The following is a 24,953-nucleotide window of genomic DNA, read 5'->3' as shown; positions in this document are numbered from 1 at the left end:
TGCTAGCCTTTGCGCAGTTGATAGATGCCTTCCGGCAGATCCAGCGCCGCCTCAAGGTCGCGCAGTTGCGTGAGCGACAGCGTGATGCGGACCACCTCATCGGTGCGTGGATCAAACTGGGAGATCGTGACGCAATCATCAAAGGCGTTGATGATGACGTCTTCTTTCAGGGGGGCGGCACCTTCGTCAACCAAGGTGACAACGGTGGCATCATAGTCGTGTTCGATTGTAAACATGGGGCCAGCCTAGCTTGGGATTTGCGGGCTTACAATTGCGCAATGCCCTGTCCTGCGCGTTCGTGTGCCGTGCGATTGTTTGCACAGTTGCCGTGACGCGGGCAAATGCTAGTTTCACGCGGAGCGTAAGTTGTCAGCGAAGGCCCCATGATCCGTTTTTTGCCCCTTCTTCTTTGCGCGGTCATCAGCGCCTGTTCCCCTGTGGTGGTCGAAGCACCGACGCCACAGCCGGTGATGCAAGCGGCCGCACCGGTGTCGCCGCGCCTGTCCCAGCGGCAGGCGGTCGATAATTTCGAATTTGTCGTGCGCCGTGTCAAACCGGTGGCAGAACAATTCTGCAGGAGCAGCCGGCAGCAATCCAACTGTGATTTCCAGATCGTGATTGATACCCGTTCCGAACGTGGCGTGAATGCGTTCCAGACCCTCGACCGCGCGGGGCGTCCGGTGATCGGCTTTACGTTGCCCTTGATTGCCGAGGCACGCAACCGCGATGAGCTGGCCTTTGTCATGGCGCATGAGGCGGCGCATCATATTCTTGGCCACATCGGGCGCCAGCAGCAGAATGCGGCCATGGGCGGGCTTTTGGTGGGGGCTTTGGCCGGTGCGCTGGGGGCTGCGGATATTGAGAGCGCACAACGGATCGGGGCCACTGTGGGCGCGCGGACCTATTCGAAGGAGTTCGAGTTGGAGGCTGATGCGCTGGGCACACGGATCGCGGCGGCAGCCGGATTTGATCCGCTGCGGGGCGCGGAATTCTTCTTCCGCATTCCTGATCCGGGGGATCGTTTTCTGGGCACGCATCCGCCCAACGCGGAGCGCGTGCGCACTGTGCAAAGGGTCGCGGCGGGGCTTTGATGGGTGTAAACCGCAGCAGAGGTAAGGACGAAGCATGATCAAAGGAAGCTGTCATTGCGGTGCTGTGGGTTACACGTTCAACCATGTGCCCAAACGGACAACGTCATGCAATTGCTCGATCTGTCGGCGTTTGGGGGCTTTATGGATTTATGCAAAGGTGCCGAAAATCATGATCACAGGGCCAACGACGGCCTATGCATGGGGTGAGAGGTCACTGGCGTTTCACAGCTGCACCAAATGCGGTTGCACGACCCATTGGGAAAACCTCAAGCCTGACGGCGCCGATGCCTATATGGCAGTGAATCTGCGGTTGGCCGCACCCGAGGTTGTCGCCTCCATCCCCGTCCGCCATTTTGACGGGGCCGATACATGGACGTTTCTTGATTAGGTCAGCGCCGCTGTGGCAATCGCGATGGCAGCAAAAAAGCAGGCCGATGCCGCGACAACGAAGCCATGCCAGATCGCGATAGAGAACTTTAGCGTCTCGCTCGCGTAAAATGGGACGCCTGCCGTATAGAGCAGCCCGCCCACGGCAATCAGCACCATCGCCGCGACGGGCACAACCGGCCAGAGCGACCAGACAAGGGCAAGGCTGAGCCAGCCCATGATCAGATAGAGTGCCGGCCCGAACCGCCCGGGTGTCTGCCAGAAGAACAGTTTGAGTGTCATGCCAATTACGGCCAGCACCCACACGATCGCAAGGATCACATAGGCAAAGCCGCTGCCGATCATCACCACAAGCGGCGTATAGGTACCGGCAATCTTGAGATAGATGGCGGCGTGGTCAAAGCGGCGCAGGAGCGGGCGGATCCCTTCCCACGGGGTCATGTGATAAAAGGCCGAGGCGACGAATGTGGCGATAAGCGTGGCGCCGTAGACGCAAATCGCGGCAATCTGTCCGGGGGTTGCCGTGCCCAGCGACCAGATGATCAGCACAATGGCCCCTGTAATCGCACCCAACACGCCCACCGCATGCATTGTGCCATCAGCGATACGTTCCGAGCGGGCGTAGGTGGGATACATAGAAGATACCTTTTTGGTGACAAAACAAAATTAGTCGGTTCGCCTGTTCGGTCAAATGTTCCGTTGGGTCAGAGCAGGTCTTGGCAGCCGCAGCCTGATGGCGCAGTCTTAGTCTAGATCGCGAAAGGTTAAAATTATGTGGCAACAGGTTTTGCGGGTTCGGCAAAGGGCAATCTGGTCTTGGGACGGGTTTGCCCATGTTTACAAAACAGAAGGGTCATTGTCGCAATGGCTCGTGGCGAATGTGGTTTTTGGCGTGCTGGCATTCGTGTTGCCGCTTTCGGCGGGCGAACGGGGGATGCTGTTGATGGGCGGGATTATCGTGCTGGCCGCTGAATGTATGAACACTGCAATCGAACGTGTTGTGGATGATATCAGCACAGAAAAACGCGATGCTGCAAGGCATGCGAAGGACTGCGGATCGGCGGCTGTGGCGGTGACGGCTGTCGGGGTTGGTGTTGCGTGGGTCTGTGTGATTGTGGGCCTTCTGTGGTAGCGGTCTGTGCGACATTTTGGGTGCGCTCTTTTCAAAGGCGTGTCGCGGGCTAGGTTTTCAATTAGAAACGATGGAGAAACCGATGCGCCTGACGACACTGACCCTCGCCCTGTTCCCTATGGCTGCCGTTGCCGCAGGTGGCGGGAGCGATACGCCGCCCACACCATCCGAGACAACAACGGAATGTGCCGAAGGACAGGTCTTTGATCTGGCGACACAAAGCTGCATGGACCCCGCCGAGAGCACCAATGACGACAGCGCCCGACTGGATGATGTGCGTGAGCTGGCCTATGCGGGCTATTATCAGGCGGCCCTTGATGTGCTGGATACGCTTGAAAACCCTGAGGCCCCGCTGGCGTTGACCTATTACGGTTTCAACCATCGCAAGGCAGGCCGCGTCGATCTTGGCATGGCCTATTATGATGCGGCACTTGCCGCCGACCCGAACAACCTTCTGGCGCGGTCCTATATGGGGCAGGGGCATGTGGCCTCTGGCGATATGGTGCTGGCGCAGGCGCAACTGACCGAAATCCGGATGCGCGGCGGGCGTGATACATGGGCCGAGGCATCTCTGGTGCAGGCGATTACCACTGGAAAGGGCGCATCCTACTGACTTGATCTAGCGCAAGGTGCGGGGTGTGGCGGGGTGCTATCCTCAACCTACCTGCAACCGGAGGATCAACGATGCAAACCCTGGGCGACGCTCGCGAACATTTCTGGCGTGTCATCAAAATGGCCGATGCCTGTGAGGTCGATCTGTCGACCGCGCTGGATGAAAACAGGATCAATATCGACGAATACGCCGATATGATCACCAGTTGCCGAGGTTGCACACAGGTCGGAAAATGCGACCGCCTGCTGGCGGATGGCCCAAAGCTGGACCATGCGCCTGACTATTGCGAAAATCGCGACACGTTTGCAGTGCTGCGGCAGGGTTGAGCGACACAACGCAAGATCTTGAACAGATGATCGCACAAGGCGTTGTGCGATCTCTTTGTCATTCCAGAGGATGAAATGCTGCGCGCGGGCGTAAGACTGGCAGATATCCTACTACGCCCGCAGTAGGCCGTCAGGCCTTTGCCTTGCGCGTGTCCGGATGCAGCGCGGTGCCCAGAATATGCTCTGCCCGATGGATCACCTTTTGCGCACTGCCGACAATCTCGGGCTGGGGGGCTTGGGCGATTGAGTGATCCTTGCCGGGGTAATCCAGCGTTGACAGAAAATGCCGCATGCAATTGAGGCGCGCGCGTTTCTTGTCATTGGATTTCACGACGGTCCAAGGGGCGTCGGCGGTGTCGGTGTAAAAGAACATCGCCTCTTTCGCTTCGGTATAATCCGCCCATTTATCAAGGCTTGCCTTGTCGATCGGTGAAAGCTTCCATTGCTTGAGCGGGTCGGTTTCGCGCGCGTCAAAGCGGCGTTTCTGTTCGGTCTGCGTGACCGAGAACCAGTATTTGTAAAGGCGGATACCCGAACGGGTCAGCATCCGTTCCAGCTCGGGCGTCTGGCGCATGAATTCGAGGTATTCTTCGGGTTTGCAGAACCCCATCACCCTTTCCACGCCCGCGCGATTGTACCAGCTGCGGTCATAAAGCACCATTTCGCCCGAGGTGGGCAGGTGTTCGATGTAGCGCTGGAAATACCACTGGCCGCGTTCTTCGTCGGTGGGTTTGTTCAGGGCCACCACGCGGGCGGCACGGGGGTTGAGGTGTTCGGTGAAGCGCTTGATCGTGCCGCCCTTACCTGCTGCATCGCGCCCTTCGAACAGCAGCACAAAGCGCTGACCGGTCTCTTGTGCCCAAAGCTGGACCTTCAAAAGCTCGGCCTGCAGTTCCGCCTTTTCGGCCTCATAAGGGCGGCGGGCCATGCGTGGCAGGTCTGCTGGCTTGCGGGTTCTGGGCGGTTTGGGCTTGTCGGCCACAACGGCATCTTGCATGCGCTTCTCCTTCTTTGCATGGCTGGAATGTAGCAAAGTAAGGCTCCGTTCGCCTTGATGTGGGTCAAGCCTGTGACATTGCGCCGGTTGATTAAGTGCAGGGATGGGCTAACATTCTTTCACATCGTCACCCTAGGAGGACATTATGCGTCTCACAGTACTTGCCTTTGCGATGCTGCCAGCAGCAGCTTTTGCCCAAGATACCACCCTTCCAACCCCGACAGAGCCTGTCGCGCAAACCCAGACCTGCCCTGCAGGCACCGCATGGGATGCGAGCGCCGGCGCCTGTGCGTCCACGTCCCAGTCGGCCGTGCCTGCCATGGGCAGCGGCTGCAGCCATGGCGCTGCGCGTGAGGTCACGTCCTGATCTGAGGACAAGGTCCTGAAGATCATCGAAAATGCACTGAGCGACCGCGGCTCGAAATACGCGGTCGCAGGTGGTCCTGTCGCCTGTGCCGATGAGGCGCGGGCCTTTGTGAAGGCGCTGTGCCGCCGCAAGAAATTCGCCAAAGCGACCCATAATACATGGGCGGTTCTGCTGCCCGACGGCCCCCTGAAAAATGACGACGGCGAAAGCGGCGCAGGGATGGTGATCCTGCGGATGCTGGAGCGCGAGAGGCTGGAAGGCCACATCATCGTGGTGACACGGTGGTTCGGCGGGGTGAAGCTGGGCGGTGACAGGTTCCGCCGTGTGCAGGATGCGGTGCGGGTCTATCTGGATGCGATGGGGGTGTCGGGGTGAACCCCGACCTACGGGGCTTGTAAAGCGGGTTGGGCGTGGTCACCTGTATCAGAGCCGCCCCATTTCGGGACGGCGCTATGAAAGGGATCACCATGTCCTTCAAAGACCTCAGCACACAAAAGACACCCGATGCCGCCGTGAAAACGCCAAAGACCGAAACGGTTGCGGCCAAGCCTGATGCGAAAGCACCAGAAGCAAAGGCACCCGCCAAGAGCTAACGGGATGCAGGGAGAACCCTGCCGAATATGAATATGTGCGAAGGCGTGTCATGTGAGTGATGCGCCTTTTGTTATTGGGGGCAACGGGAGGGCAGCGGCACAAAATTGACAACTTTGGATTGTTCTATGACAGTAGACCTAGAGGTCTGAGGCGAGTTGGAGAATAATTAATGAAACTACCAGATTATCTGCAGCAAGGTGAAGTTGCTCGTTTATTTCCGGTTCTGGCCGACACATCGAAAGAAGGCCGTACCACATCAATTTTCCTGTCCTGTTTATCGAGTGTTGATGAATTTGCGTTACAATTATTGAAGTCCGTCGGTTCTAAAGTTGGGAAGCGAGCGACGCTGAATTGTTTCACAGAGGTTGTTTTCAAAGGTGAGAAAGACACAAAGAATGATCGGCCAGATGGTCTGATTGTCCTCAAGAACGGCAACAAGGAATGGCGCGCCTTGGTGGAGACAAAAGTTGGGACAGCAGAGCTAAGCACCGACCAGATCGAAAAGTATCGTAGCATTGCCAAAGCGAATGACATTGACTGCGTGATTACAATTTCAAACCAGTTTACGTCATTGCCAACAAATCATCCGATGCGTGAGGTGCAGAAAAGCAAATCAAAAATTCCAGTTTATCACTGGTCTTGGATGTTCATCGTGACCGAAGCTGATCTCTTGATCAACAACGGATCCGTTGCCGATTCTGACCAGCTTTTGCTGTTGCGAGAATTGCGTCGGTTCCTAACGCACGAGAGTGCCGGTGTTCGTGGTTTTACCCGTATGCCAGCCGAGTGGCCTGAACTGAACAGACTTGTTTCTGCAGGTGGAAAAATCACGCAACGATCCGATGAAGCGCAGATTGTTGTTGGTGCATGGCACCAAGAAACCAAAGACTTGTCTCTTATTTTGTCACGACAAACGGAAACCTCTGTCAGCGAGCGTATCAAGAGAGCGCATCAAAGCGATATTGCTCTGCGAGATAAGGAGGCGCTCGAAGTCCTGCGCGATACTCAATGCCTGAAAGCGGTCTTCGATGTTCCTAACGCGGCTGCACCTTTGGAAATCTGCGCAGATTTGAAAAGACGTACGATTGACATTGGCATGACCCTCAGCGCGCCTCGTGATCGGAAAACATCAAAGGCACGCGCGAATTGGCTGCTTCGTCAAATAAACACGGATCAAATTGATGATCTTCATGTGCGTATGACGTGGCCCGGGCGCAGTGAAGACACTCAATTCACGGTCAAGGAATTACTCGAAGACGTAAGTATATGCGAAGTCGGAAAGGAAAATTTGCAGGTTCTTTCCTTCTTTATTTTCAACGCAAAAAGGTTAGGCGCCCGATTTACCCAGCAAGCTAACTTCATCACTGATCTCGAAACAGTGGTTCCACAATTCTATCAAGATGTCGGCCAATCCTTGACTGAATGGCGACCTTCGGCGCCGAAGATTAAAGCTGACAGACAAGACGCATCGGATGTGTCGGTAGAGGCACTTGAAGAGCAATCAACAGAAGAGGCGGGGGAGGTATAGGCTATGCGCCTAGAGCCCCCCACAAATCATACTCCCCCGCTTCCTCAACCGTGACGTTCACCACATCCCCCACGGCCAACCCCTCGGCACCCTCATCAATAAACAAATTCCCGTCGATCTCGGGCGCATCCGCCCATGTCCGGCAGGTCGCAATCCCGTCTTCGTCGATGTCGTCGACGATCACTTCGAGCGTGCGGCCGACTTTGGCCTCCAGTTTCGCGGCCGATATGGCCTGCGCCTTTTCCATGAACCTGTCCCAGCGGTCCTGTTTGACCTCGGAGGCCACGTGGTCGGGCAGGGCGTTGGAGCGCGCACCGGCTACGTTTTCGTATTGGAAGCAGCCCACGCGGTCGAGTTGCGCCTCATCCAGCCAGTCCAGCAGGTGCTGGAATTCGGCCTCGGTTTCGCCGGGGTAGCCGACGATGAAGGTCGAGCGCAGGGTGATATCGGGGCAAATGCTGCGCCATGCGGCGATCTCGTCCAGCGTTTTGGCCCCCGCCGCGGGCCGTGCCATGCGCCGCAGCACATCGGGGTGGCTGTGTTGGAACGGGATATCCAGATAGGGCAGCACGCCGTTTGACGGGTCGGCCATAATGGGGATCAGGTCGCGCACATGGGGGTAGGGGTAGACGTAGTGCAGGCGCACCCAAGCACCCAGTTGCCCCAATTCGCGGGTCAGATCGGTGATATGGCTGCGCACCTCGCCGGTTTTCCACGGGTTCAGATCGTATTTGCGGTCGAGCCCGTAGGCGGATGTGTCCTGTGAGATGACCAGCAGTTCCTTGACGCCCGCCTCGACCAGCTTTTCCGCCTCGCGCAGCACCGCGTGGGCAGGGCGGGATGCGAGCCGCCCGCGCATATCGGGGATGATGCAGAATTTGCACTTGTGGTTACAGCCCTCGGAAATCTTTAGATAGCTGTAGTGGCGCGGTGTCAGGCTCACCCCGCTGGCCGGCAGCAGGTCAATGAACGGGTCGGGCGCGGGGGGGACCACGCCATGCACCGCGTCAAGCACCTGTTCGTATTGATGCGGGCCGGTGACCGCCAGAATTTGCGGGTGGTGTTCGCGGATGTAATCCGGCTCGGCCCCCAGACAGCCGGTGACGATGACCTTGCCGTTTTCCTTGAGCGCCTCGCCGATTGCATCGAGGCTTTCGGCCTTGGCGCTATCCAGAAACCCGCAGGTGTTGACGATCACGGCCTCTGCCCCTGCGTAATCGGGGCTGATGGCGTAACCTTCCGCGCGCAGGCGGGTGAGGATGCGTTCGCTATCGACCAAAGCTTTGGGACAGCCAAGGCTGACCATGCCGATCGTCGGCTGGCCCGCACGGGGGGTATCGGTGAGGCGCGCCTTGGGGGCGAGGTCTGGGCGGAGGTTTGGCGGGTTCTGTGTCATGGGCCGCATATAGCGCGGGGCGGAGGTGTTGGGAATGGGCGTATTGGGGTACTGCTTTGCCCGGCGATAGATCAGGATGAAGTGCGTTGTTCTGGTGCGGTGCGGCAAGGCTGCCATGACCGCCGCTTGTGCCGGACACGCGTCCTGACGCCGGATCAGTTCAGAAAGCGCCGGATCACGAAGAGTGTCGCTTGCGGTTGATCCCAGACCACGTCATGTCCGGCATCCGGTATGATGGCAAGACCGGCATGCGCAAACCACGCTACAAATTGGCTTTGTAGTGGACCAAGCCAGATGTTGCAGGACCCTGTGACAAGCAGGACCGGGCCGGTAAACGCCCGTACCTGCGCCCCCAGCCGATCGACAGTTGCATCAGGCGCCCCGCGCCAGACGTTGCTTGTCAGCGCGCCGAAGCGCCAGTTGGGTGCCGTGTAGCCATTGCCACAGTGGTACGGATTATCGGGATGGTTGGCAAAGACGCCGACCATGTGGCCGATCAGAAAATCGTCCTGCGCCGCGCTATCGGGACCTGTGATATGCTGCGTGCGAAATCCGGCAATCACAGCCTGCCACCAGTATGTTGGGCCTGACATATAGGTGCTGCCGGTGGCCGCCCATGCCGTGCGACCTTTTGCATCCAGATATCCGGGTTCGATGAGAATTGCGCTTTGTATGTCGTCGGGGTTCTGGCCGATAAATGCGGCTGCCAGCATGGCCCCCCATGAATGGCCGATCAGGATGGGCGGCTGTTCTGGTGACACGATGTCAATGACAGCTTTGAGTTCTTCCAGATGGCCATCCAGCGTCAGAAGGTCTTGGGGCACACGTTCTGATAACCCTGCTCCTCTCTGATCGTAGAAGACGAGTTGGAAGCGGTCGGACAAAGCCTCTAGTGCCTGCAACGAGCGGAAGTCGCCCCCCGGGCCACCGTGCAGAACGATGATGGTCGGGGCATTTGCAGGGCCGTTCACGATCCGCATATGCAACCTGATCCCGTTGATGTTCATGGCAGGCAAGGACGGATCATCGGTCACCAGTTGCGCGACTGTGTCATCGCCCTGCGTGCCTATAAACAGCCCTGCGATACCGGCTATCAGGCAAAGGACGACAGCGGCGATCCACTTCAAAGCGGTTTTCATTTCAAGGCCTTGTGCTTGGCGACCAGCCTGAGAACCTGCAGCATGAAACCGATCGGGCGTTGCGGCGCGTCGGTCTGATTGAACGACCCGATCAGATAGATATCCTGCTCTGGCGCATAATAGGCGAAAGACCCGCTTGCGCCGGAATGGCCGATCAGTTCCGGTGTGGCGCGAAAGAGCGTCATCCAGCGGGGCAGCTTGATCCGCATCAGCCCATATCCATACTGGACAGGCAAGAAGAGCCGGTTCCATTGTCGCGCCTGCGTCGCGTTCTCTGGCTTGAAAAGCCGGTTTTGCATATAGGCGCGCAGGAACAAGAGCATCTCGTCAAGGGTCGAGATAATACCACCGTCCGGCGCCATACTGGCCAGTATTCGGGGAATGGTCAGAAGTGTATTGTGGTGGTGGAGAGGGAGCCCAACGTCGGACCCTTGCAGGACCTTGGTATCTGTGAGACCGGTTGGCTGGCAGATGCGGGCTTTCAGTGCCTGATCAAAACTCTGCCCCGAAACCTTTTCGATCACTGCTCCGAGAAGTTGGTAGTTTGTATCTGAATAGAAAGACTTACCGCTGTCCGGCGCGGCCTGCGGCGGCAGCGCCCTCGTCATTTGCAGGACATCATCCAGGTCATAGTGGCGGTCCTTGCCTTGTTTGAGATCCGCCGCCAGATTGCTTTCATAATAATCGGCAAGGCCCGAGGTCTGATGCAGCAAATGGCGGACGGTCAGTTCTGCGCTGTAATCGACACCTTTGACGATATGCAGACCTGACAGATCAACATCGGGCAGAATGCTTTGCACTGTCTGATCGAGACGGATCTGGCCTGCGTCAGCAAGTTGCAGGATCAGTGTGGCGGTGAACATCTTGGAGATGCTGGCGATGGCAAAGCGGGTATCCGGTGCGGTGGTGCCGGCGCTGCCTTTGAAATCGACGCGCTTGTCGCCGGATTGAACCCGCAGGATGACATTGTGCGAATAGGGCTTTGCGCATTCGGCATTGATCAGGGCTTGTAGGTCTTGGGAAAGCGTCATCGGTCAAGTCCTCGGGTCGTAGAAGATTATGCAGGCGTCGTTGCAGAAGGCGTTTGGCGCTCAAACACGAGTGTGAGGCCCACCGCGATGAACCATGCGATTGCGCCAAGCCCGAATACCGCGCCCGCAATGTCGCCCAGTGGCGGCAGGATCGTGAGGAACCCGCCAAGTCCGGTCAAAATGCCAAGACCAACGACAGTTTTTCCAAAGCTTTGGTGCAGCAATCCGGCGAGGCTCACACAGAAGATCCAGACGCCGCCCGCGATTTCATTCCCGCCGCCAAGGCCGAGTTCAACCGCATGCAGGGTTTTCCAGAGTTGCACAGCCCCCGCAGTGTCGCCTTGGGCCAGTAGTGCGACCGCACGTTCGGTGGCGACATTTGCGATCATTCCGGCCCCCAGAACGAGGGTTGTCCAAACCAGTCCAAAGGCGAGTATGATTGTGCTCCATTCCGGAGAAACCATCTTGAAACGCCGCGCCAAAGCAACGACCAGAAGCGCGAGTGCCAGCGCGTTGATGACGTAGATCACCGTGTTCCACACGATCAAGACGGTTTGATTTTCCGCGCTGAAGCGGACGACGGCCTCTGCGTCAATGTCGTTTGTGCCGTAGCCCAATTCGGCCAGCAAAGTGACAAGCAGGACAAAGCCGAAGATGTAGGTGGCTGCACAAGTCAGGGCAGCGATGCCGCCGGTGCGTTGCATGTTCATGATTTCTTCCTTTCGGTTGGTCGCCGCAATGGGCTGACCGTCTTGATGGGGGTAAGCGTGTTTTGAAAGTGCTCTTTGAGGTGGTGGGTGCCGTATGGCGTGCCGATCATGTCGAGAGCCAATGCGCTCAGAAAGAAGCGCCCGGGCCCGTTGATGCGGCGCGGCGTCATCCACGGCAACAGGCAGAGTGCCAGCCGTCGGAGCACATCTGGCAAGAAGGTGATCCGGCTTGGCTTTTGCAGACAGGCAAAGGCCAGCTCGGCCAGTTCCTTTTGCGTGAATACGTCAGGGCCACCGACATCAATCCAATCCAGCCCTGCCGCGACGGCGTCTGCGGTCGCGACCGCGAGATCGGCGCCGTGGATCGGGTTGATCCGTTTTTCGCCGGTCCCGAACAGCCAGACCCGGCCGGATTGTGCCATCGCCAGAAAGTCGCCCATGTCCGAGAAATAGCCTGTCGGTGCGACGATTGTGGCGGCGATCGTGCTCTTGTGCAGTTCGGCAACGAAGGCGGATTTTGCGGCCACCATCGGGACGTGTCCCAGATCGGCCGCACGCAGGACGTGGATATAGGCAAACCGGCTTACCCCTGCATTTTCGGCTTCACGCAGAAGATTGAGGTTCGCCTGATAGTCCACGTCCCAATAGCCAAGCCCGTCTGTTTGCCGCGTGATGCCAAGGCATGACACGACCAGTTCGGCACCGGCCATTGCACCTTTAAGACTGGCAGGGTCGGTTGCCTGCGCCTCGACCAGTTGGTCGGCTGCGATCGGTGCGGCAGTGGTTGCTTTGCGCACAAGGGCGATGACGTACCATCCGCGGCGTTGGTATTCTGCGCAGAGATAGCGGCCAAGATAGCCCGTTGCCCCCGCAATAAAGACGCGTTTCATGGCGTGTTCCTTTCGTTTATCCGGCGCGTGTGCGGGTGCGGAACAGGCCTTTCAGGAAAGACCGTATTCCAGGGATCAGCCGCGTTCTGCGCGGCTGATCCCCGAGGCCTACGTCCTGAAAAAGACGTTCCGGGATGTCGTGCCGCCCACACCGCACTTGATAGCCCGTCCCCAAGAGCGGGTCGGTGCGATGACGGGAATTTCCAGCCAACGTCCGGGCCTCAACCGACGACGCGGTGGCCGCGTCCGCGCAGGCATTCCACCACGATGGATTCGCGCCTTTCGCTGACGTCCACGGCACTTGCGATGCCGCCGGCCACCGCGCCTGCAATGGCGCCGCCCATGGCATCGCCACTATCGGCTTCACCAAGTGCGGCACCGGCACCGGCACCAAGGACAGTCGCCGCCATCGTTTCCTGATCGAATTGTTTCTGGCTGCGCGCGAGGGTCTGGCAGGCCTCAAGATCGGCCTGATAGGCCGGTGTCGGTGTACCATCCAGAATGGGTGTGTAATTGGCACCGCTGTCGGCGCAGGCTGCAACCAAACCAAAACCGGCAAGGGCGATAAAGAATGTGTGTTTCATTGTGTGTACTTTCTCTTTTGTGTTTCGAGAAAGCAGATAGCCGGTCGCCGCCTGTCACGGCATGACCGCAGGCATCAATGAATTGACACTTGGTAACAGACCCGATCAAGCCGCCTGATTGAAGTAGGCAGTCGGGCTCAGGCCCGTCCAGCGCTTGAAGGCACGGACAAATGATGAGGCTTCGGAAAATCCCAGCAGATATGCCGTTTCGTTGACGGTCACTTTCTGCGCGTCGAGATACTCTATCGCCATGCGCCTGCGCAGGTCATCATGGATTTCGGCGAAAGTGATCCCTTCATCCTTGAGCCTGCGATAAAGTGTCTGGCGGCTCATGCCGGTATCTTTTGCGACCCTGTCCATCGAGATTGTACCTTCGTGCAGTTTGGGCAGTATCTGTGTTTCAATCTGTGCGCGGATAGATGTGTCGGCCTGCAGTTCCTTGAGCATGGCGTCGGCATGGCGCGTAAAGACACCAAAGGCGTATGCATTTCCCGGTTCGAACAGTGTTTCGGGGCTGTCCCAGACGGGATCAATCCGGAGTGCATTGCGGTTGGCATGAAACTGCACCGGAACGCGGAAGAGCTCTGGATATTGGTCGACATGCGGGGGCGGGGGATAGGTGACCTCCAACCCGACTTCGAAAGTCGCGTCAGGGAAAGACCGACGGAATTCGCTGATGAAGCGCGCAAACGACGCTTCGATGCCCAGATACTGGTCCGGCGGGACAATCAGATGGTCAACAATCCAGAGCCCGTCTTGTGTGTGCTGAAGTTCGAAGCGGGGTGCACCGGCAGGTAGGTTCACGTCGGCCATCAAGTGCAAATAGCGGTTCAACTGGTCGATAGAATGCGCAAGCGACGCCGAGGAGTGGACGATCTGCCCGACAACCGACATGGTCTCAAGCCGCGATTCCAACGTGTGCCTTAGCAGCAAAGCCGTATCGCCGGTTTGCTGTATCGCGGTACCGATCAGCGCCTGATAGGCCCCAACGGGAATGCGATTGTCCTGATCCGACAGATCGTCCTCGGTCAATCCGCTTTCTGCAAGCAGCGTGGTCCGGTTTGCGCCTTTGTCGCATGCGTACTCTGCGAATGCTGCGGCAAAACCCGCTGCCATAGTCTGTTCTGCCACGATCATCACCTCACGCGTGTTTCGCGGCACACAATATGTCTGGTTTGAGGTTTCAATCAACCGACACGGTCTGGCGGCAAGGATTCCAGCCCAAAACGATTGCCTTTCAGGGTTGCGGTATCGCGATTCAGGCAGACAAGCGCAGTGCCGTGCCGTCGTCTATGCATAGCGCACAGGCTCTACGCCATCATCAAACGTGACGTGTCTGGACCGGACAGCTGTGCCTTCGACGGCGACCGGCTGAGAGATGCGGTCCATCCTGAAGTGCCGGAAATCCTGGCGCAAAGGATCCCACGCGACAAGATACCAAAGAGGTGGCAGGATAAGCATGGCTTGTGGCTCAACCTGACGCTCGGTTTTGACCCCTTTTGCATCCGAATACTGGAACCGAAGGCATTGTCGGCAAAGAAAAGCCTGTTCAAATGCGGGCAAGAGCACAGGGACCATCTCTTGCACCCCTGAAGTATCAACCGCAGCGGCGAGTGGCCCGACGTAGAGACACTCGAGTAACCTGCGCAGATCGCGCAGCTTGTCAGGTGGCAGCGCCTTTTCGATCTTGGCAAGCCCCGCATCGGCCAGACTGGAGAAGGGTAGCATTGCCGCAGCGCGCATGCTTGCCACGCTGATGATCAATGCGAAAACCTCGGGAACCGACAGCTGGGCTCTTGTCTGCACTGAACTCGGGTCCAGATACAATCCACCCCCGCGTCCCTGTTCTGCGTGAATGACATAACCCTCGTCCCGCAGGGCCGAGAGGTCGCGGATGATTGTGCTGCGCGATGCACCGACCTCAACGCACAAGGCCTCAATGCTGCTCGTGGCGCTTCGGCGCAGGCTGCGGACGATGGCATCTTGTCGGATACGGCTCTTCATTATGATCGTTTACCACACAAAGGTGTCAATTTCTGGAATGTTTTTGAAGTAGCCGTTTCTCGGTTCATCAATCAGGAGAAACGACCATGCAAACGACCACAAACTTTCCGGCACCGACCGTTGTCACATTGAACGGCATTCGGCTCGAAGTCTTTGAAGCAGGACAAGAGAACAGAGGAAATCCGATTGTTTTATGTCATGGATGGCCAGAGCATGCCTATTCCTGGCGGTATCAGATGCCCGCACTTGCGGCGCAGGGCTATCACGTGATCGTTCCGAACCAGCGCGGATACGGAAACTCATCGTGCCCGCCGGAAGTCACAGATTATGATATCGCCCATCTGACCGGAGATCTTGCAGCGCTTCTTGATCACTATGGCTATCACGATGCTGTTTTTGTGGGCCACGATTGGGGGGCAAACGTGGTCTGGAGCATGGCGCTTTTGTATCCGGAGCGCGTGAAAAGCATCATCAACCTCGCGTTGCCCTATCAGCCCCGCACGCCAGTGCCCTGGATCGACTTCATGGAGGCCGTGTTTGGCGAGGACAACTATTTCGTTCACTTCAACCGCAAGCCCGGCGTGGCAGACGCCATTTTGCATGCCAACACGCATCAATTCCTTCGGAACCTGTTTCGCAAGAATCTGCCATCGGTTCAGCCCGATCCCGGCATGATGATGATCAATCTGGCAAAGGCGCCGTCTGCCCTTGGTGAGGCCGTACTGAGTGACCGTGATCTTGCTGTCTTCGCGGCATCTTTTGACGCGACAGGGTTCACACCGAGCATCAACTGGTACAGGAACATGGATCGCAACTGGCATATTCTGGCGGATGTTGATCCGGTCATCGCAAGACCCGCGCTGATGATCTACGGAGAGCGTGACATGATCCCCGAATCTGACAGTCTTGCGGATTTTGTACCCAACGTTGAGGTGGCGCGCCTTCATTGTGGACATTGGATTCAGCAGGAGATGCCCGAAGAAACGAACCTGCTGATCTTGCAGTGGTTGACAGAGCAGACTGCAAGTACAGCCGTTTCCGTCGGAGCGCAGCGGTAAAGCCATTCGCGTGCTGGACCCTGCAAAGGGCTGTCGCAACTGCCAACTCAGGTTGGCAGTTGCGTGAAAGAGCCTGATCCGTTGCTGCCTGACAGTTGTTGTGCCACCTGATGTCAGCCGACGGTGACCTGTCTGCCGATCCCCGGCAAGACAAGCAACCAAAGACAGAATGCCGTTTCAGCGATGAGCGGAACCACATAGGCTGGTGCAATGAGTCCATGCAAATCCGGTGCAGCAAAGCGCAGGATGCTGCCTGTCAGGTACACCAGCCCCGACAGGCCGATACCAAGACCCAGAATGCGCGGAACAAAGCCGGAGTTGATGATCAGCACAGCCGTCAACAGACAGTTCACACCAAAGAAGATCAGGCCCAGATCGTAGCCATAGGCGTGCAAGCTGATGAAGCTCAGCGCCAGGCCGGCATCACCGACGACGAGCGCCGCCTGCAGGTTGAGCAGGCCCGCCGCGATCAAGCCCGACTGGAGCAGCCGGAAGACCAGCGCGCCAAGTGCCAGCCCTGCTGACACTGGACGCAACATCAAGAAGAGCAGAACAGCCAGTGCCGCGTCGGCCAAGGCCATCACGACGTCTGCCAAAATCGAAAAGCGGAACCGCATGGCTTCGGCGCCGATCGCCTGCATTGTCCGTTCCGCTGATCCAAAGTCGATCAGCGGCCCGCGCAAGGCAACCTCTGATCCGACGCCGCAGAGGATGATGATCAGGTAGAACAGGCCAGCAAGGCGTGCCTGCTGAGGGGGAATGGGAAGCGTTTTCATCTCGGCACCCCCTAGACCACGACGACATTGCCGCGCTTGCGGCCTGTTTCGACGTAACGGTGGGCCTCGACCAGATCAGCGAGCGGATAGGTGCGGTCCATCACCGGCGCGAACGCGTTTTTGGCCATCAGCGCGAGGATCTCTGCGAGTTCTGCACGATGGACGGCAGGTTTTGACATGCCTGCTGCCGCGAACCTTGCCTTTTTGTGTCCGAACAAGCCTGTGAGGATCATGTCGCGCAGCAGCGCCAGCCCCAACACCGGACACATGTAGGTCCCGTCTTTGGTCAATGCGGCTTTGGCGGCGCCGAAGGATGCGACACCGAGCGTGTCGAAAATGACATCGTACGTGATGCCGCGCGTGAGCGGGTCTTGGGCTTTGTAGTCCACAACATAATCCGCCCCGAGCGACCGAAGCAAGTCTGCGTTGCGTCCGCTGGCGCTGGCGGTCACCTGCGCACCCAAAGCCTTGGCAAACTGGACTGCAGCGGTGCCGAGACTGCCTGAGCCGCCCAGTATGAGGACCTTTTGACCCGGCTGGACGCCTGCGATGCGGGTCAGGAAATGCCATGATGTCATGGCCCCGTCAAAAAGCGTGGCGGCCTCTTCGTGGGACACGGTGTCCGGCTTTTTCAGAAGGCTGCCGTTCTGGTCCAGACAGATGTGTGTGGCGTTGGCGCCGAACTGCAGCCCCGCTTCGCCGAAAACGGCATCGCCGACACGGTATTTTGTTACCTCATCACCGACCGCGATGATCTCACCGGAAAAACATGTTCCAGACAGTCCGGCCCGTGGCCGCTTCAAGCCCAGGAAAAGGCGCGCAAATTTCGGCTGGCCGGCCCGCATCAAACCATCGGCGCGGGAAACGGCAGAGGCGCGAATGCGGATCAAGACTTGGCCGGCTGTGGGTTGTGGAGCGGGCCGTGAGACAGGTTTGAGTACGTCGGGACCACCGTAGCGCGTGACGTCCCATGCATTGAATGTGGCTTTCATGATATTCTCCTTTTGCATGAAAGAAGAAATACCGGATTTAAAATGATCCAATAATTGTCTAAGATGAAACAGATCGGATCATATACGTTACAGTGTCATGTTGGATTGGAAATCACTGCCTGCCTTCCTTGCCGTTGCGCGGTCAGGGTCACTGCGCGCGGGTGCCGAGCAGGTGAACGGGACGCACGCCACAGTTCGCCGCCAGATTGAAGGTCTGGAGGCGCAATTGGGCACGACACTGTTTCGCCGGAACGCTGGCGGGCTGACACTTACGGCTGCAGGGCGGCGTTTGCTGCCGCAGGCGATTGAGGCAGAGGCCGCGCTGCTTAAGGGGTTTAGTGCTGTGAAAGGGCTGGATCGTGAAGCATCGGGGCGGATCCGGCTTTCTGCTGATCCGATGACGGCGCATTATCTGCTCGCCCCAGTTCTCGCGGATTTTGCCGCGCTCTATCCCGAGATCGAGATCGAACTGAAGCTTTCCTACTTCCTCGACTCGATTGAAAAGGACGAAACGGATGTGTCCATCCGTCACGTGCTTTCGGTTGACGAAAATGCCGTTGGCCGTAAGCTGTTTCCGCTCTCGCTGGGGGTTTTTGCGTCCCGCAGCTATATTGACGCCAAGCTGCCAAAGGCGGGCACGAAGGGCAAAGGCCTGAACTGGATTGGCTACGGGGACGTGCCCGAGATGCAAACGATGATTGCGGCCACACCTTTTTCGCAGGCACGTGTCCGGCATATCGTGGGCGATCCGCAAATGCACCTGCATCTCGCCCGTGCGGGGGCTGGTATGACGTTCCTTGCGCATTGGGCGTCAACGGTGTTTCCGGAACTCCAGCGTGTACCCGGAACGCAGTTGGATCAAAGGCGCGCGACATGGATCCTTTTGCATGGTGGATTGCGCCGCGTGCAGCGCGCGCGCCTTTTGGTGGATTATCTGAGCGCGGCACTTCTGGAGCGGCGGGCCGCGTTTATCGGTCAGTAAAACCTCTGGCAGCTAGGCCCAAACGACCGCAAGTGTAAGGCACAACAGCACTGTCATGATCGGGCCCCAGAGCCTGCGTTCTGCTGAAGATGGCGTAATCCAGTTCAGGATGGTTGAAATGCCGATGACAGCCACCGCAGCCCAAGTTGTCCAGCGCGGCCAGTTTGGCCAGTGTCCGTCTGCTGAAAGGAGCGCCAATGCGATCGCCCCCAGCAGTAGGATTGACACGGCTGCAATGATCCGCCCCGCCAGCGGTAAGGGCCCATCGACCTGACCGCCCTGGGTCAGCCGCCCCCATGGTGCTCCGGCGATAAGCGCCACCTGAAAGCCGATGATGCCGACGATCATAAGACAAATGAGATAGATCATGGAAATCATCTTACCCATGTGAGGGCGGCCGCATCAATCGGCGCTTGAAGCCGGGAAACCTGAATCACACCGGCTGTGTCTGGTTTTGTGTCACCCACAAGAGCCCGAAGAGTAGCAGTGCGGCGGATACAGTGCAGGCGATCGTGCGGACAGAGTTCCAGAAGGTCCAGCGCGGAACGTAGGTCTGCAGCCAGTAAGCGCGTGTCATGTCTGATGACATCTCCATGCCCGCCAGCGCCTCGTTCATCGGGACGTTGAAGAAGACTGTGACGCCGAAACAACCGACAAGATAGACAAGTCCGGCCAGCATTATCAGCGTTCCTGCGGGTCCGGAAAGGCCAAGCGCGCCATAGCCTGCGATGATCAGCGATATTGCTGCCATGCCCAGAAACAGCGCCATGAAAACCCAGCGAAAGACCTCGCGGTTGATGACCTGCATGGCTTCGACGCCGCCATGGCCGCCCGTCTGTGCCAGAGACCGCATGATGAAGTCGGAAAAGGCAAGAAAGACGCCGCCCACAAGGGCGTATGCGAGAATTGCGAATTGGATGAGAAAGAAGAAAGTGGTCGACATTGTCGGGACTCCTGATTGCGTGAGGCGGCAGGAGAACGGTGTCTCCTGCCTGATGGGGTAGGGTGGGTTATGCGGCAGCAGACCATGCGCCTGCGGCCATTGCAGTTTCGGCAAATTCAGCGAAATCGCGGGGCTTGCGGCCTAAAGCACGTTCAACGCCGTCGGCGGTATTGGCATTCCGGCCATCCAGCGTTTCGCGCGCGATCTGTGTGAAAACATCCGCCACAAACTCACCGCCGGCTGCCGCCACATTGGCGTGGAAATCGTCATAGCTGATCGGCACGTATTGGATGTGGCGCCCAAGCGCTTTGGTCAGTTCCCCGGCCATCTCGGCGAAGGTTATCAGGCGCGGGCCGGTCACCTCATAGCGTTCGCCCAGATGCCCGTCTTCGGTCAGGGCCGCGACGACAACATCGGCGATGTCATCAATGTCGATGATCGGCTCGACAACGTCACCGCCCGGCATGGGGAGTACACCACCCATGATCGGATCGCGCAGATACCCTTCGCTGAAGTTCTGCGCAAACCATGCGGCCCGTACGATGGTAAAGGGCAGCCCGGAGTTGCGGACGATATCTTCGCCCATGCTGGCGAAATGCTCGCCCCGACCGGACAGCAGGACGATATGCTGGAGTCCGGTTTCCTGTGCGACTTTGGTAAAGGCCGCCAGCTGTTCCACAGCACCCGGGAAGGCGAGGTCGGGGAAATAGGTGACGTAGGCTTTGGAGACGCCGCGCAGGGCAGGGGCCCAAGTAGAAGGGTCTTCCCAGTCGAAAGGGGTTTCGGAACGTCGCGCGCCGCGGCGGACAGCGATGCCTTTGGCTTCGAGTTTGCTGGCGACGCGGGAGCCGGTCTTGCCGGTTGCGCCGATAACGAGGATTGGTTGGTCAGTCATTTTCATTCTCCTTGGTTCAAGTTGATGGCCAAGGTTTAGAAAGATTGACGGGTGCCGGTATTGACCACCATTGCCAAGATTTTGACATTTGCTGCCAAGGCGGTTTCGCATGGGATCATACCGCAAAACAAAGAGCGGCGCCGGGATGCCCGACGCCGCTTTCTTCAGGTGCAGTGTTCTGGTGTGGTTACTCTGTTTCGTAGAGCGTGAATTGCATCTCTGCGGCTTCTTCGCGAAGCGGCTTGCAGGCCGTGTATTCAGGCGAGGTAAACCATGTCTTTGCCGATGCGACATCGGGGAAACGCACCATGGCAACGGATTGTTTTTCTTCTTCTCCAACCAGCGCAGTTACTTTCTCGCCTATGGCGACAAACTCGCCACCGTGGGCCAATACGGTCGGGCCTGCCGCAGTGGCATAGGCGTCCATTTTTGCGGCATTCTTCACGTCGAAACGTGCAACGATAAGTGCGGTCATTTTCTCTCTCCTTGGTTCAGTTTGATGGCCAAGGTTTAGAAAGACTGACGGGTGCCGGTATTGACCGCGCCTGCCACTGCTTTGACATCTGCGGCCAATACTGCAGTGTGCCGCGCCTTACTTGAGCGATTTCCGGTAGGTTGCGGGTGTCACGCCCATCCACCGTTTGAACGCGCGGTTAAAGGCGCTTTGCTCGGAATAACCGGTCAGGAAGGCGATCTCGGACAGTGCGTAGCGTTCTTCGCGCAGCATGGCTGTTGCGATCTCGCGGCGGGTCTCTTCTGTCAGGGTTTGAAAGCTAAGCCCCTGTTCTGCGAGCCGCCTGTGAAAGGAGCGGGCGCTCATGCCGAGCGCGCGGGCGATCTGCGCCATTTTTGGCAAGCCTTCGCTCAGTGCGCGCGCGATTTCGCCTTTGGTCCGGGTTTGCAATGCGGGGGTGTCATCAATGCGGGCAAGTTCTTGGTCCAGATGTGACACCAGAAACTGTGTGATCCCTACATCGCCAAGCAGATTGGGCGCAGAAACTGCGTCATGGGACATCAGCATCGCATCCATATCCGCCCCGAAATGAACCGGACAGCCGAAATAGGCTTCGTGATGCTCGTGTTTCTTGGGCGCGCTGTGCCTGAAGTAGACCGCCAGCGGGGCAAATGGTCGGGGCGACACCTGCCTGCCAAGTGACACACCACTGACGAGGTCCGCCTCGATCGAGATGCGCATGCCAAGCCGCCGCGCCCCATCGCGGTGCTCGATGAAGAGGTAACCGTCATCGGTGTTACGCAATTCGTATCGCGCCACACTGGTCCACAGACGCCAGTATCTTTCGACGCGGGAAAAGGACCCCAGCAGATTGGGCGCAGCCTTCCACGCAAGACCGAGGGCGCCATATTCGTCCGGACGCATCGCTTTGCCGACGATCACGGGCAGTGGGGTGATATCCATCTGCTGTGCCATCATCTCGATCATGCTGTAGTAGTCGTCTTCATCCAGCATGTGGGTCGGGTCCGAAGGGCCGTCCGCATCCAGACCAACCGAGGCAAGCACAGCCTTGGTATCAATCGCGTCGCCCGCGGCGTGCGCGACCTTTCTGGCAAAGAGCGAAGTAATCTGACCCATGTTCGCAGGTTAGCCTGATCGAAAGAACGCGCCAAGTGGCAGCCATGCGTTCGCTGCGCGGGTCAGCTGCGCCGCTCTAACGCCTCTCGGACGAAAGGCTTATGGCGCAGCCTTCGGAACGCTCATTCCCCGCTTGCCCGGTCATGGCGGTTCAACCAGTCCGGACCACGGATGACATGCCAGCATTGTCCCAAAACAAGCGGCACGAGGCTGGCACATGCTGCAAGCGCCAGTCCTTTCCAGCCAGGATCCGGCAGACCCAGAAGGACCGAGAGCCACGGCACCCACAACGCTATTCCGATCAGCGCGAGGCACAGGAAGATCGCACCCCAGACATAGAGGTTGCCTGTGACCTCATTGCTGAGAATCCCTGCATCGGGGTCACGCACGTTGAACACATTCCACAGTTGCGCCAGCGCCAGCGTAAGAAAGGCAACTGTGATGGCCGGACCACTATCAAGGTGCAGCCAAAAGAGCGCCAGCACAAAGGCCCCGAGAGTTGCCACCGTGATAGCAGCGCCGAGAATGGCAATCAGTATCCAACGTGGGCGGTCGACGATCTCTTGTGCAGGATCGCGTGGCGGTTTTTGCATAATGGTCTCATCGCCGCGCCCCAGACCAAGTGCGAAGGCCGGAAACACATCCGTGACGAGGTTCAGAAACAGGATCTGCAAAGGGAGGAGTGGTGCCGGCAAACCGGCGCTCACGGCAATGCCGACCACCAGAACCTCGCTGACGTTGCATGACATCAGATAGACGACAAACTTGCGAATGTTATCGAAAATCACGCGGCCCTGACGCATCGCTGCGATGATGGTGGCAAAGGCATCGTCCTGCAAAACCATATGTGCGGCCTCTTGTGCCACCTGCGTGCCACGTTGCCCCATTGCGATGCCGATATCGGCCTTCTTGAGCGCCGGCGCGTCATTGACGCCGTCACCGGTCATCGCCACGATATGCCCCGCATTCTGAAAGAGTGATACAAGCTTCAGTTTTGTGTCGGGCGCGACACGGGCAAAAACGTCCGCAGACAGAAGCCGTGCGCGATCCTGATCACTGATCTGGTCGACATCCAGATCGGCCAGTTCGCGGCCTTCAACCACGGTCAGATCACCATGCCCAAGGCCTGCTTCGCGTGCAATTGTTTCGGCTGTGCTGGCGTGATCGCCGGTCAACATAATGACGCGGACGCCGGCCGCGCGACTTGCAGCGATTGCATCGGGTACATCTGCGCGCACAGGATCAAGCAAACATACAAGACCGACCAGCGTGAGCCCTTCATAATGTGGCGCATCTTCACTGTCGGCGTGCTTCATCGCCAGCGCCAGCAGGCGCAGGCCTTCGCCCGCCGCCTCAGCACTGCGGTCTTTCCAGTCCTGTCGCGCGTGATCGTCCATGGCGCGCGCGCCATCTGCTGTCTGCACTTGCGTGCAGACGTCGATCACGGCCTCGGGTGCGCCTTTGACGGCCACCAGATAGGCATTGGCCCCGCGATGGACCGTGGCCATCATCTTGGTCTCAGGGTCAAAGGCGTGTTGGTGGACTTTTTCATTTGCCGCCAGCAATCCATCCCGCCCGAGCCCGGCTTTCTGGGCAAGCGACAGAAGCGCGATTTCCATCGGGTCGCCTGAGTGATGGTGCTTTGCGCCGTCGCCCAAGTCTGCATTGTTGCACAGCGCCCCGATCCGGATCGCCCAAGCCAGACGATCATCACTGACAGGATCAATTGTATCCCCGGCAATAAAAAACCTGCGAACATCGCCGTCGCTTTCGACACGCACCTGAGCATCAGCCAGCAAAAAGCGCGCCGCACTCATGCGGTTTTCGGTGAGTGTTCCGGTCTTGTCTGTCAGAATAACTGTAGTGGCCCCGAGTGTTTCGACTGACGAAAGCTGCCGGATCAATGCGTTGCGCTGGCTCATCCGCCACATCCCGTGCGCAAGGCTGAGCGTCGCGACCACCGGCAAGCCTTCGGGAATGGCGGCAACGGCCAAAGCAACCCCGGTCTGCACCATCTCTGTCACGTCATAGCCGCGCAAGATACCCACCACGATCGTCAAGACTGCCAGTGACATTGTCAGCCAGACGAGCCGATGCCCCAACTTGTCCAGCCTGCGTTCGAGCGGGGCTGTGTCGCTTTGCGCTGATTGCGCAAGGTCGCTGATCTGGCCGATTTCCGTGTCCATGCCCGTCGCGACAACCACACCCTCACCCGTGCCAAGCGTGATCGCTGTGCCTTTGAAGGCCATGCTGGCGCGATCACCCAAAGCGGCGTCCTGTTCTGAAGGGTTTCGTGATTTCATTACCGGCACAGACTCACCGGTGAGTACGGATTCATCGGCCATGAGACTTGCGACTTCGGTCAAGCGCATGTCTGCGGTCACCATATCGCCGGCCTCGAGGATCACGACATCGCCAGGCACGAGCTCATGTGCGTTGACCTTTCGCACATCGCCGCCGCGCCGCACCCGCGTCTGCACCTGTGCAATCTGCATCAGTGCCTCCATCGCGCGGGCGGCCCTGAGTTCGGTGAAAAAGCCGATTGCCCCATTGATCAGCAGCACAACGACAATTGCGATGCCTTCTGCAATGTCACCCAGAACGAAAGACATCAACGCCGCAGCGGCAAGCAGCCAGACGATCATGCCCTTGAACTGGTGCAGAAGGATCGACAGGGTACTTTTCTTTTTCTGTTGGCGCAGTCGGTTTGGCCCTTGTGCGTCCAGTCTCGCGCGTGCGTGGGATTGGTGAAGCCCCTGCGCGGTATCGACCTCCAGTCGGGCGCCTATTTCTTCCACCGATTGCGCATGCGGGTTTTCGACCAGGGGTTCGGACATCATGTTCCTGCTTTATCTGGCAAGGTTGCGCCAATGTGCCTGCGACGCGGTTCCGTCGGAAACTGCCACACTGTGTTTGATGTCGCTTTG

Annotated in this window: 30 protein-coding genes; 11 read left to right on the top strand and 19 right to left on the bottom strand. The window is 58.3% G+C overall.

Going from position 1 to position 24,953, the window contains the following annotated elements; genetic code table 11:
* Nucleotides 1–2: 2 nt before the first annotated feature.
* On the bottom strand, nt 3–236 hold the full coding sequence (locus tag SJY29_RS11225; protein ID WP_055296036.1) for a hypothetical protein: 234 nt from the start codon (nt 234–236) through the stop codon (nt 3–5).
* A gap of 147 nt (nt 237–383) precedes the next feature.
* Here SJY29_RS11225 and SJY29_RS11220 point away from each other — a divergent pair, with 147 nt between their 5' ends.
* The gene (locus SJY29_RS11220; RefSeq protein ID WP_400082941.1) at nt 384–1,091 is read left to right on the top strand and encodes a M48 family metallopeptidase; all 708 of its coding nucleotides are present in this window, start codon (nt 384–386) and stop codon (nt 1,089–1,091) included.
* Between the two features lie 34 nt (nt 1,092–1,125).
* The gene (locus tag SJY29_RS11215; RefSeq protein WP_400082938.1) at nt 1,126–1,479 is read left to right on the top strand and encodes a GFA family protein; all 354 of its coding nucleotides are present in this window, start codon (nt 1,126–1,128) and stop codon (nt 1,477–1,479) included.
* On the opposite strand, the gene SJY29_RS11210 is transcribed toward SJY29_RS11215, so the two are convergent.
* Nucleotides 1,476–2,114, bottom strand: coding sequence for a hemolysin III family protein (locus tag SJY29_RS11210; protein ID WP_400082935.1), 639 nt, complete (start codon nt 2,112–2,114; stop codon nt 1,476–1,478). The genes SJY29_RS11215 and SJY29_RS11210 overlap by 4 nt on opposite strands.
* Before the next feature lie 136 nt (nt 2,115–2,250).
* On the opposite strand from SJY29_RS11210, the gene SJY29_RS11205 reads away from it, so the two are divergent.
* The 3 genes from SJY29_RS11205 (at nt 2,251) to SJY29_RS11195 (ending at nt 3,549) form a co-directional block, all read left to right on the top strand.
* Complete coding sequence (locus SJY29_RS11205) at nt 2,251–2,610, top strand: diacylglycerol kinase (protein WP_110278407.1); 360 nt, start codon at nt 2,251–2,253, stop codon at nt 2,608–2,610.
* An 82-nt stretch (nt 2,611–2,692) separates the two neighbouring features.
* Nucleotides 2,693–3,223, top strand: coding sequence for a hypothetical protein (locus SJY29_RS11200; RefSeq protein ID WP_400082932.1), 531 nt, complete (start codon nt 2,693–2,695; stop codon nt 3,221–3,223).
* Between the two features lie 71 nt (nt 3,224–3,294).
* Nucleotides 3,295–3,549, top strand: a complete 255-nt coding sequence (locus SJY29_RS11195; RefSeq protein ID WP_400082929.1) for a DUF6455 family protein — start codon at nt 3,295–3,297, stop codon at nt 3,547–3,549.
* Between the two features lie 130 nt (nt 3,550–3,679).
* On the opposite strand, the gene ppk2 is transcribed toward SJY29_RS11195, so the two are convergent.
* Entirely contained in the window at nt 3,680–4,546 is an 867-nt protein-coding gene (gene ppk2, locus SJY29_RS11190; RefSeq protein ID WP_400082927.1) for a polyphosphate kinase 2, read from the bottom strand.
* 145 nt (nt 4,547–4,691) lie between these two features.
* Here ppk2 and SJY29_RS11185 point away from each other — a divergent pair, with 145 nt between their 5' ends.
* The 4 genes from SJY29_RS11185 to SJY29_RS11170 all read left to right on the top strand — a co-directional run bounded on the left by SJY29_RS11185 (nt 4,692) and on the right by SJY29_RS11170 (nt 7,035).
* Nucleotides 4,692–4,913, top strand: a complete 222-nt coding sequence (locus tag SJY29_RS11185) for a hypothetical protein (RefSeq protein WP_400082924.1) — start codon at nt 4,692–4,694, stop codon at nt 4,911–4,913.
* A gap of 15 nt (nt 4,914–4,928) precedes the next feature.
* Nucleotides 4,929–5,288: a YigZ family protein gene (locus SJY29_RS11180; RefSeq protein ID WP_400088910.1), complete on the top strand. Its 360-nt coding sequence runs from the start codon at nt 4,929–4,931 to the stop codon at nt 5,286–5,288.
* Nucleotides 5,289–5,365: 77 nt separating this feature from the next.
* A complete protein-coding gene (locus SJY29_RS11175) occupies nt 5,366–5,506 on the top strand; it encodes a hypothetical protein (protein ID WP_165689347.1) in 141 nt (46 codons plus the stop codon).
* A 170-nt stretch (nt 5,507–5,676) separates the two neighbouring features.
* Nucleotides 5,677–7,035 carry a hypothetical protein gene (locus tag SJY29_RS11170; RefSeq protein ID WP_400082920.1) on the top strand — a complete coding sequence of 453 codons (1,359 nt, stop codon included), beginning with the start codon at nt 5,677–5,679 and terminating at the stop codon, nt 7,033–7,035.
* 1 nt (nt 7,036) lies between these two features.
* On the opposite strand, the gene rimO is transcribed toward SJY29_RS11170, so the two are convergent.
* From rimO to SJY29_RS11130, 8 genes are all read right to left on the bottom strand, one after another.
* Nucleotides 7,037–8,431, bottom strand: coding sequence for a 30S ribosomal protein S12 methylthiotransferase RimO (rimO, locus tag SJY29_RS11165; RefSeq protein WP_400082917.1), 1,395 nt, complete (start codon nt 8,429–8,431; stop codon nt 7,037–7,039).
* A 155-nt stretch (nt 8,432–8,586) separates the two neighbouring features.
* Nucleotides 8,587–9,570 carry an alpha/beta fold hydrolase gene (locus SJY29_RS11160; protein WP_400082914.1) on the bottom strand — a complete coding sequence of 328 codons (984 nt, stop codon included), beginning with the start codon at nt 9,568–9,570 and terminating at the stop codon, nt 8,587–8,589.
* Nucleotides 9,567–10,601 (bottom strand): serine hydrolase domain-containing protein, encoded by a 1,035-nt coding sequence (locus SJY29_RS11155; RefSeq protein ID WP_400082911.1) that lies wholly within the window; start codon nt 10,599–10,601, stop codon nt 9,567–9,569. The genes SJY29_RS11160 and SJY29_RS11155 overlap by 4 nt, the downstream gene beginning before the upstream one ends.
* A 26-nt stretch (nt 10,602–10,627) precedes the next feature.
* On the bottom strand, nt 10,628–11,311 hold the full coding sequence (locus SJY29_RS11150; protein WP_400082908.1) for a hypothetical protein: 684 nt from the start codon (nt 11,309–11,311) through the stop codon (nt 10,628–10,630).
* A complete protein-coding gene (locus tag SJY29_RS11145) occupies nt 11,308–12,201 on the bottom strand; it encodes an SDR family oxidoreductase (RefSeq protein ID WP_400082905.1) in 894 nt (297 codons plus the stop codon). Before SJY29_RS11145 ends, SJY29_RS11150 begins: the two co-directional genes overlap by 4 nt.
* Before the next feature lie 221 nt (nt 12,202–12,422).
* Complete coding sequence (locus tag SJY29_RS11140; protein WP_400082902.1) at nt 12,423–12,785, bottom strand: glycine zipper family protein; 363 nt, start codon at nt 12,783–12,785, stop codon at nt 12,423–12,425.
* A 105-nt stretch (nt 12,786–12,890) separates the two neighbouring features.
* Nucleotides 12,891–13,916 carry an AraC family transcriptional regulator gene (locus tag SJY29_RS11135; protein ID WP_400082900.1) on the bottom strand — a complete coding sequence of 342 codons (1,026 nt, stop codon included), beginning with the start codon at nt 13,914–13,916 and terminating at the stop codon, nt 12,891–12,893.
* A gap of 159 nt (nt 13,917–14,075) precedes the next feature.
* The gene (locus SJY29_RS11130) at nt 14,076–14,789 is read right to left on the bottom strand and encodes a helix-turn-helix transcriptional regulator (RefSeq protein WP_400082897.1); all 714 of its coding nucleotides are present in this window, start codon (nt 14,787–14,789) and stop codon (nt 14,076–14,078) included.
* 86 nt (nt 14,790–14,875) lie between these two features.
* Here SJY29_RS11130 and SJY29_RS11125 point away from each other — a divergent pair, with 86 nt between their 5' ends.
* Complete coding sequence (locus SJY29_RS11125) at nt 14,876–15,847, top strand: alpha/beta fold hydrolase (RefSeq protein ID WP_400082894.1); 972 nt, start codon at nt 14,876–14,878, stop codon at nt 15,845–15,847.
* A gap of 113 nt (nt 15,848–15,960) precedes the next feature.
* On the opposite strand, the gene SJY29_RS11120 is transcribed toward SJY29_RS11125, so the two are convergent.
* Nucleotides 15,961–16,623 (bottom strand): DUF4386 domain-containing protein, encoded by a 663-nt coding sequence (locus tag SJY29_RS11120; protein ID WP_400082892.1) that lies wholly within the window; start codon nt 16,621–16,623, stop codon nt 15,961–15,963.
* Nucleotides 16,624–16,634: 11 nt separating this feature from the next.
* Nucleotides 16,635–17,615, bottom strand: coding sequence for an NAD(P)-dependent alcohol dehydrogenase (locus SJY29_RS11115; RefSeq protein ID WP_400082889.1), 981 nt, complete (start codon nt 17,613–17,615; stop codon nt 16,635–16,637).
* Nucleotides 17,616–17,712: 97 nt separating this feature from the next.
* Between SJY29_RS11115 and SJY29_RS11110 the strand changes: the two genes are divergently transcribed.
* Nucleotides 17,713–18,597 (top strand): LysR family transcriptional regulator, encoded by an 885-nt coding sequence (locus tag SJY29_RS11110; protein ID WP_400082886.1) that lies wholly within the window; start codon nt 17,713–17,715, stop codon nt 18,595–18,597.
* A 12-nt stretch (nt 18,598–18,609) separates the two neighbouring features.
* On the opposite strand, the gene SJY29_RS11105 is transcribed toward SJY29_RS11110, so the two are convergent.
* The 6 genes from SJY29_RS11105 to SJY29_RS11080 all read right to left on the bottom strand — a co-directional run bounded on the left by SJY29_RS11105 (nt 18,610) and on the right by SJY29_RS11080 (nt 24,866).
* Nucleotides 18,610–18,984: a hypothetical protein gene (locus tag SJY29_RS11105; RefSeq protein ID WP_400082884.1), complete on the bottom strand. Its 375-nt coding sequence runs from the start codon at nt 18,982–18,984 to the stop codon at nt 18,610–18,612.
* Between the two features lie 46 nt (nt 18,985–19,030).
* Entirely contained in the window at nt 19,031–19,540 is a 510-nt protein-coding gene (locus SJY29_RS11100; protein ID WP_400082882.1) for a DUF1772 domain-containing protein, read from the bottom strand.
* 67 nt (nt 19,541–19,607) lie between these two features.
* Nucleotides 19,608–20,435 (bottom strand): NAD(P)H-binding protein, encoded by an 828-nt coding sequence (locus tag SJY29_RS11095; protein ID WP_400082879.1) that lies wholly within the window; start codon nt 20,433–20,435, stop codon nt 19,608–19,610.
* A 187-nt stretch (nt 20,436–20,622) separates the two neighbouring features.
* Nucleotides 20,623–20,910: a DUF1330 domain-containing protein gene (locus SJY29_RS11090; RefSeq protein WP_400082876.1), complete on the bottom strand. Its 288-nt coding sequence runs from the start codon at nt 20,908–20,910 to the stop codon at nt 20,623–20,625.
* Between the two features lie 117 nt (nt 20,911–21,027).
* Nucleotides 21,028–22,026 carry an AraC family transcriptional regulator gene (locus SJY29_RS11085; RefSeq protein ID WP_400082873.1) on the bottom strand — a complete coding sequence of 333 codons (999 nt, stop codon included), beginning with the start codon at nt 22,024–22,026 and terminating at the stop codon, nt 21,028–21,030.
* Nucleotides 22,027–22,148: 122 nt separating this feature from the next.
* On the bottom strand, nt 22,149–24,866 hold the full coding sequence (locus SJY29_RS11080) for a cation-translocating P-type ATPase (protein ID WP_400082871.1): 2,718 nt from the start codon (nt 24,864–24,866) through the stop codon (nt 22,149–22,151).
* Between the last annotated feature and the right edge of the window lie 87 nt (nt 24,867–24,953).

Source organism: Yoonia sp. R78084 (assembly GCF_044595625.1).
GTDB lineage: Bacteria > Pseudomonadota > Alphaproteobacteria > Rhodobacterales > Rhodobacteraceae > Yoonia.
The sequence above is the reverse complement of the archived record's forward strand: the minus strand, read 5'-3'. Positions and strand labels throughout refer to the sequence as shown.

What these genes read in the sequence shown, in the direction of transcription:
- SJY29_RS11085 (WP_400082873.1), bottom strand. Translation starts at nt 22,026, where the DNA reads ATGGGTCAGATTACTTCGCTCTTTGCCAGAAAGGTCGCGCACGCCGCG.
- SJY29_RS11160 (WP_400082914.1), bottom strand. Translation starts at nt 9,570, where the DNA reads ATGAAAACCGCTTTGAAGTGGATCGCCGCTGTCGTCCTTTGCCTGATA.
- ppk2 (WP_400082927.1), bottom strand. Translation starts at nt 4,546, where the DNA reads ATGCAAGATGCCGTTGTGGCCGACAAGCCCAAACCGCCCAGAACCCGC.
- SJY29_RS11110 (WP_400082886.1), top strand. Translation starts at nt 17,713, where the DNA reads ATGTTGGATTGGAAATCACTGCCTGCCTTCCTTGCCGTTGCGCGGTCA.
- SJY29_RS11200 (WP_400082932.1), top strand. Translation starts at nt 2,693, where the DNA reads ATGCGCCTGACGACACTGACCCTCGCCCTGTTCCCTATGGCTGCCGTT.
- SJY29_RS11225 (WP_055296036.1), bottom strand. Translation starts at nt 236, where the DNA reads ATGTTTACAATCGAACACGACTATGATGCCACCGTTGTCACCTTGGTT.
- SJY29_RS11130 (WP_400082897.1), bottom strand. Translation starts at nt 14,789, where the DNA reads ATGAAGAGCCGTATCCGACAAGATGCCATCGTCCGCAGCCTGCGCCGA.
- SJY29_RS11195 (WP_400082929.1), top strand. Translation starts at nt 3,295, where the DNA reads ATGCAAACCCTGGGCGACGCTCGCGAACATTTCTGGCGTGTCATCAAA.
- rimO (WP_400082917.1), bottom strand. Translation starts at nt 8,431, where the DNA reads ATGACACAGAACCCGCCAAACCTCCGCCCAGACCTCGCCCCCAAGGCG.
- SJY29_RS11145 (WP_400082905.1), bottom strand. Translation starts at nt 12,201, where the DNA reads ATGAAACGCGTCTTTATTGCGGGGGCAACGGGCTATCTTGGCCGCTAT.
- SJY29_RS11205 (WP_110278407.1), top strand. Translation starts at nt 2,251, where the DNA reads ATGTGGCAACAGGTTTTGCGGGTTCGGCAAAGGGCAATCTGGTCTTGG.
- SJY29_RS11095 (WP_400082879.1), bottom strand. Translation starts at nt 20,435, where the DNA reads ATGACTGACCAACCAATCCTCGTTATCGGCGCAACCGGCAAGACCGGC.
- SJY29_RS11150 (WP_400082908.1), bottom strand. Translation starts at nt 11,311, where the DNA reads ATGAACATGCAACGCACCGGCGGCATCGCTGCCCTGACTTGTGCAGCC.
- SJY29_RS11210 (WP_400082935.1), bottom strand. Translation starts at nt 2,114, where the DNA reads ATGTATCCCACCTACGCCCGCTCGGAACGTATCGCTGATGGCACAATG.
- SJY29_RS11080 (WP_400082871.1), bottom strand. Translation starts at nt 24,866, where the DNA reads ATGATGTCCGAACCCCTGGTCGAAAACCCGCATGCGCAATCGGTGGAA.
- SJY29_RS11170 (WP_400082920.1), top strand. Translation starts at nt 5,677, where the DNA reads ATGAAACTACCAGATTATCTGCAGCAAGGTGAAGTTGCTCGTTTATTT.
- SJY29_RS11115 (WP_400082889.1), bottom strand. Translation starts at nt 17,615, where the DNA reads ATGAAAGCCACATTCAATGCATGGGACGTCACGCGCTACGGTGGTCCC.
- SJY29_RS11125 (WP_400082894.1), top strand. Translation starts at nt 14,876, where the DNA reads ATGCAAACGACCACAAACTTTCCGGCACCGACCGTTGTCACATTGAAC.
- SJY29_RS11175 (WP_165689347.1), top strand. Translation starts at nt 5,366, where the DNA reads ATGAAAGGGATCACCATGTCCTTCAAAGACCTCAGCACACAAAAGACA.
- SJY29_RS11090 (WP_400082876.1), bottom strand. Translation starts at nt 20,910, where the DNA reads ATGACCGCACTTATCGTTGCACGTTTCGACGTGAAGAATGCCGCAAAA.
- SJY29_RS11155 (WP_400082911.1), bottom strand. Translation starts at nt 10,601, where the DNA reads ATGACGCTTTCCCAAGACCTACAAGCCCTGATCAATGCCGAATGCGCA.
- SJY29_RS11185 (WP_400082924.1), top strand. Translation starts at nt 4,692, where the DNA reads ATGCGTCTCACAGTACTTGCCTTTGCGATGCTGCCAGCAGCAGCTTTT.
- SJY29_RS11140 (WP_400082902.1), bottom strand. Translation starts at nt 12,785, where the DNA reads ATGAAACACACATTCTTTATCGCCCTTGCCGGTTTTGGTTTGGTTGCA.
- SJY29_RS11100 (WP_400082882.1), bottom strand. Translation starts at nt 19,540, where the DNA reads ATGTCGACCACTTTCTTCTTTCTCATCCAATTCGCAATTCTCGCATAC.
- SJY29_RS11220 (WP_400082941.1), top strand. Translation starts at nt 384, where the DNA reads ATGATCCGTTTTTTGCCCCTTCTTCTTTGCGCGGTCATCAGCGCCTGT.
- SJY29_RS11105 (WP_400082884.1), bottom strand. Translation starts at nt 18,984, where the DNA reads ATGGGTAAGATGATTTCCATGATCTATCTCATTTGTCTTATGATCGTC.
- SJY29_RS11215 (WP_400082938.1), top strand. Translation starts at nt 1,126, where the DNA reads ATGATCAAAGGAAGCTGTCATTGCGGTGCTGTGGGTTACACGTTCAAC.
- SJY29_RS11120 (WP_400082892.1), bottom strand. Translation starts at nt 16,623, where the DNA reads ATGAAAACGCTTCCCATTCCCCCTCAGCAGGCACGCCTTGCTGGCCTG.